Source organism: Vibrio sp. V42_P2S4T144 (genome assembly GCF_009904715.1).
GTDB lineage: Bacteria > Pseudomonadota > Gammaproteobacteria > Enterobacterales > Vibrionaceae > Vibrio > Vibrio alginolyticus.
In genome coordinates this window covers 1-3,847 of sequence record NZ_WXWS01000152.1, presented here as the reverse complement: position 1 = coordinate 3,847, position 3,847 = coordinate 1, and the positions used below count along the sequence as shown (strand labels likewise).

The window sequence follows — 3,847 nt, the reverse complement described above, 5'->3', positions numbered from 1 at the left end:
GGATTTTTCTACTAAGTCCTGTTATTTGAGGCATGGCAAATACGTTGTAGATATTATGTGTCACACAACCAGTCCTTCTTGGCCTCTTTATCATGCTGCCGGATTCTTTCAAAATTCAGCTCAATGTCCACCTGACTATGAAAAAGTAGAAGACGAGTACGTCGTGTCGTGTGAACCCATCGTTCCTGCTTGTGAGTATGGAGAGAATCCTGATGGCTCATGCATGGATGCTTGTCAGTTCAAACAGTCCATTGGCGATACGGTGAAATTGTATTGGCACCCTGCTGTCTACGGCGAACTGGTGACGGGCGCGTGTTACGGTGACTACGGTGCCACTCGATGCGAAATGACCAAAAACGAATCCACCATTATTTGTACTGGCGTTCCTGATGGACAGTACACGCCCGACTCTCAATGCTCTCTGCGCTTTGCTTACACTGGACGTCAGTGTGAAGGTGGCACACTTTTCTGGGGCGTGAATGGGCCAGACGAGCCAATCATTCCACCGGATACGCCAGAAGACCCAACCCATGACCCTGACGACCCAACAGGCGAGATTGAAGACCCAAGTGTCCTACCCGATGATTCAACCAACACGGTCAATCCCGGTGTCGTTGATGATAAACCGGACGTAGAAGATCCTGACACGGATGAATCGACAGACACGGCAGTCCTTTCTGCCATTAAAGGGCTTAACGTGGATGTGAACAAAGGCATTCATGATCTTAACGTCGATATCAACCAGTCACACGCGGACATCACCAATGCGGTCATTGATGTGAAAGGCTCTTTGGTCGATAACACCCAAGCCATTCAAGAGCAGCAAATCAATGACAACAAGATTTATAACAACACCAAGGCGCTCATCCAACAGGCCAACGGCGATATCACTACGGCGGTGAACAACAATACCAACGCCACTATTGGCATTCGTGACGATTTAAAAGGGCTTGGTGATTCTGTGGGCGAACTCGATAGCAGCTTAAATGCGATTGAGGGTCTATTGACTGGCTCAGAGTTTGGCACACCTACGGGCACCGCTATCACTGGCGAAATCTTCACGGCAGAAGACTTTGCCAACCTGCAAACCACGATAGATGAAAAAGCCGAATCCATTCAAGGCTATGTGGACGATATTAAAGGCTTAATCACTATCGGCACCAACTTCAACAACGGCACATTAAGCGACAAGTCTTTTAACATCAAAGGCGCAACCGTTGAATCAGGACTACAGCGTTTTGATGCGGTATCGGGCTACGTGCGCCCTGTCGTGCTGTTCATTTGTGCCTTAATCGCCCTTTGGGTTCTGTTTGGTAATCGGAGTAAATAACATGGAATACATCTACTCAGCATTAGAGTTTATTGCCAACATTGGGCAAACCTTTCTCGACTTCTTTGATGTGGCGATTGAATGGATAAAGAACGCGTTTGAATACGGCGCGATGTGGCTTATCTCAGTATGGCTCGATATCAAGATTGCCTCGATACAAATCGCACTCAAGATTGCGCAGCTGCTGCTCGAAGAGTATGGCGTCTATACGCTTGTCGAAGACCGCTTTAATGCACTTCCCTCTGACGTCCGTTATATCTTGACCGAATACGGCGTCACCTCTGGATTACGTGTCATCTTTGATGCGTTCGCTACGTCTTTAGTTATGCGTTTCTTTAACTGGTGATTGAATGGCTACTTCATTTCGATACGGTCACGGTGGCTCTTACAAATCGGCTTGCGCCGTGTGGTTTGACTTACTGCCTGCACTGCGTGAAGGTCGAATTTGCATTACCAACATTCATGGCATGCAGCCACTTGAAGTGATTGAACAACGCCTTGGTGAGAAGTTTCCTGATACGGCTCGGCTCATTCGCATTAGCTCTCGCAATCCTGAAGGCTTCGAGCTTTGGAAATACTTTTTCTGTTGGGCGCCCATTGGGGCGTTCATCCTCATTGATGAGTGTCAGCAAATCTTCTCGGTCAATGCAGGTTTTAAAATGGCGAACATACACAAGCGCCCTTTCACTGACTTTGAGCCCCACTTACCGGAGGGATTCTCTGAGCTGTTTCACTCTCGTTGGCTAACGATTGATACATCCAGTTTGGACAATGGCGAGATAGACGATTGCCAACGCACACGCTTTGATGAGCAAGGACGCATCATCTATCCAGAGAACTTTAACAACGCCTTTATGGAGCACCGGCACTACAACTGGGACATTGTGTTGCTCACGCCTGACTTTGCCCAAATCCCGAAAGAGTTAAAAGGTGTTGCGGAGTTGGCCAAGCAACATAAGGGTAAAGATGGGATCTTCTTTTCCAACCGGAAACCGCGCATCTTGGAGCATGACCCAACTCGAACGGTCACCAAACCAAGCAAAGACGATGTGGTTTATAACCTCAAGGTGCCGCTTGATGTCCACCTCCTCTACGCCTCGACTGTCACGGGGCAAATCACCAAGTCGGGGCTTGGAAAGAACATCTTTCTTAACCCGAAATTCTTAGCAGCTATGGCACTGGTCGTGCTTTCATTTGGGTACTTAGTTTATGCGCTTATTGGTATGGTTTCTGATTCTGAGACGACAACTGCGGAAGGAACGCAGCTTCATCAAACTTCGCAGCAAGGTGGCGTTTCGACTTCGCAAGTTCAAGCTCGTCCTGGTCAAAGTGGTTCGCCTGGTTCTGTCATGGGTTCTAGTGGTTCTGGCTGTACGGGTTCTGGTTGCGGGAATGAGTCTTATCATGACGTAGGCACCGTTCCTGCTTGGTTCCCACTGGCGAACTCAGAAAGTATCTATGTCTCTGCGGTGGAACGTTGGCACAAAGCCACCTCGATACACGTCAACGTGCATTTTGAGGTTGTCACACCGCGCGGTGTGACTTACCTCGATGACGGATTCCTAAACAAGTTGGGCGTCAAGATGGAATATCTGGACGATTGTCTCGTCCAGCTGTCCCACGGCGCATCCAACTTCTATGTCACGTGTTCGCCGTATGAGCAATATGCACAACGGCAAGAGCAAGATATTGAACTCAAACCCGTTGGCGGTTTGTTTAGTGGAGACGAAACCTAATGAATGAATACGTAACGCATGGACAGCTGGTTGAAATCATCGAGCTGTTTGATCATCTCTCGATAGTGAACGCAGTCATTGTGGTGCTCGTGTATGACCTTGCGAGATACCTCCTAGGCAAACTGGTCGACTACTTCAATTAAAGGCACGGTGCCAGCCCCGCAGGGATAAGGAGTTGCGGAGCGACGACGAGGCACCAAGCCGCCCACCACAGCAAAACCTAGCCTCATCACTTAATCGGCGCGGTTAGCAGCCCAAAGCCACTTGGATGCAGCCGCCCTCCTTCCTGCTAGACCAGCCTTGCAGAGACTATCCACACCAAAGGCGCGTTAACCTACCGGAACGCTGCATACTCACAACATCAAAGCTTTGCGAGTGTCGAGCAATGCTTATTCTTCTTTTCTGGGTTCTCTCCGACGGACGCGCGGAGCAAGTGAGGACGGGCTAGGACGATTGCGCGACGTGCGGCGGGAGGTCAAACCCCCGAATCTGTATTACGGGGGTAAATTCCCACTGAGTACTAACCTTGTGTGCCGCCCCCCTCTCAAAAAGCGAAATAAGAATGCTCAATTGAAAATGAACAGATATAGCATTAAAGTTTTCTAATTCGCTCAACATTATTAGTGTCGGATTCGTCAAAGTTATCTTCTTTTCCTAATAATTCATTTTCAATTTTACTTATCGTTTCATTCAGATAGGTTGTCAAATCGTCCGTCGCTTTCTTACTTTTATTGAGGTTTCCTAGCATTCCGACATATTTTTTTCCGTCACTGCCTATCCT

The 3,847-nt window shown here is 48.4% G+C and carries 5 protein-coding genes; 4 read left to right on the top strand and 1 reads right to left on the bottom strand.

The window, feature by feature from the left end; translation table 11 throughout:
* The 4 genes from CAG68_RS04975 to CAG68_RS22115 form a co-directional block, all read left to right on the top strand.
* Nucleotides 1-1,330, top strand: a 1,330-nt coding sequence (locus CAG68_RS04975; protein WP_237667843.1) for a hypothetical protein, incomplete at its 5' end; no start/stop codon positions are given.
* Between the two features lies 1 nt (nucleotide 1,331).
* The gene (locus CAG68_RS04970) at nucleotides 1,332-1,676 is read left to right on the top strand and encodes a DUF2523 family protein (RefSeq protein WP_005477634.1); all 345 of its coding nucleotides are present in this window, start codon (nucleotides 1,332-1,334) and stop codon (nucleotides 1,674-1,676) included.
* 4 nt (nucleotides 1,677-1,680) lie between these two features.
* Nucleotides 1,681-3,066, top strand: coding sequence for a zonular occludens toxin domain-containing protein (locus CAG68_RS04965; protein WP_053314086.1), 1,386 nt, complete (start codon nucleotides 1,681-1,683; stop codon nucleotides 3,064-3,066).
* Entirely contained in the window at nucleotides 3,066-3,209 is a 144-nt protein-coding gene (locus tag CAG68_RS22115) for a hypothetical protein (RefSeq protein ID WP_020840617.1), read from the top strand. Before CAG68_RS04965 ends, CAG68_RS22115 begins: the two co-directional genes overlap by 1 nt.
* 449 nt (nucleotides 3,210-3,658) lie before the next feature.
* On the opposite strand, the gene CAG68_RS22310 is transcribed toward CAG68_RS22115, so the two are convergent.
* Nucleotides 3,659-3,847, bottom strand: a 189-nt coding sequence (locus tag CAG68_RS22310) for a hypothetical protein (protein WP_237667842.1), incomplete at its 5' end; no start/stop codon positions are given.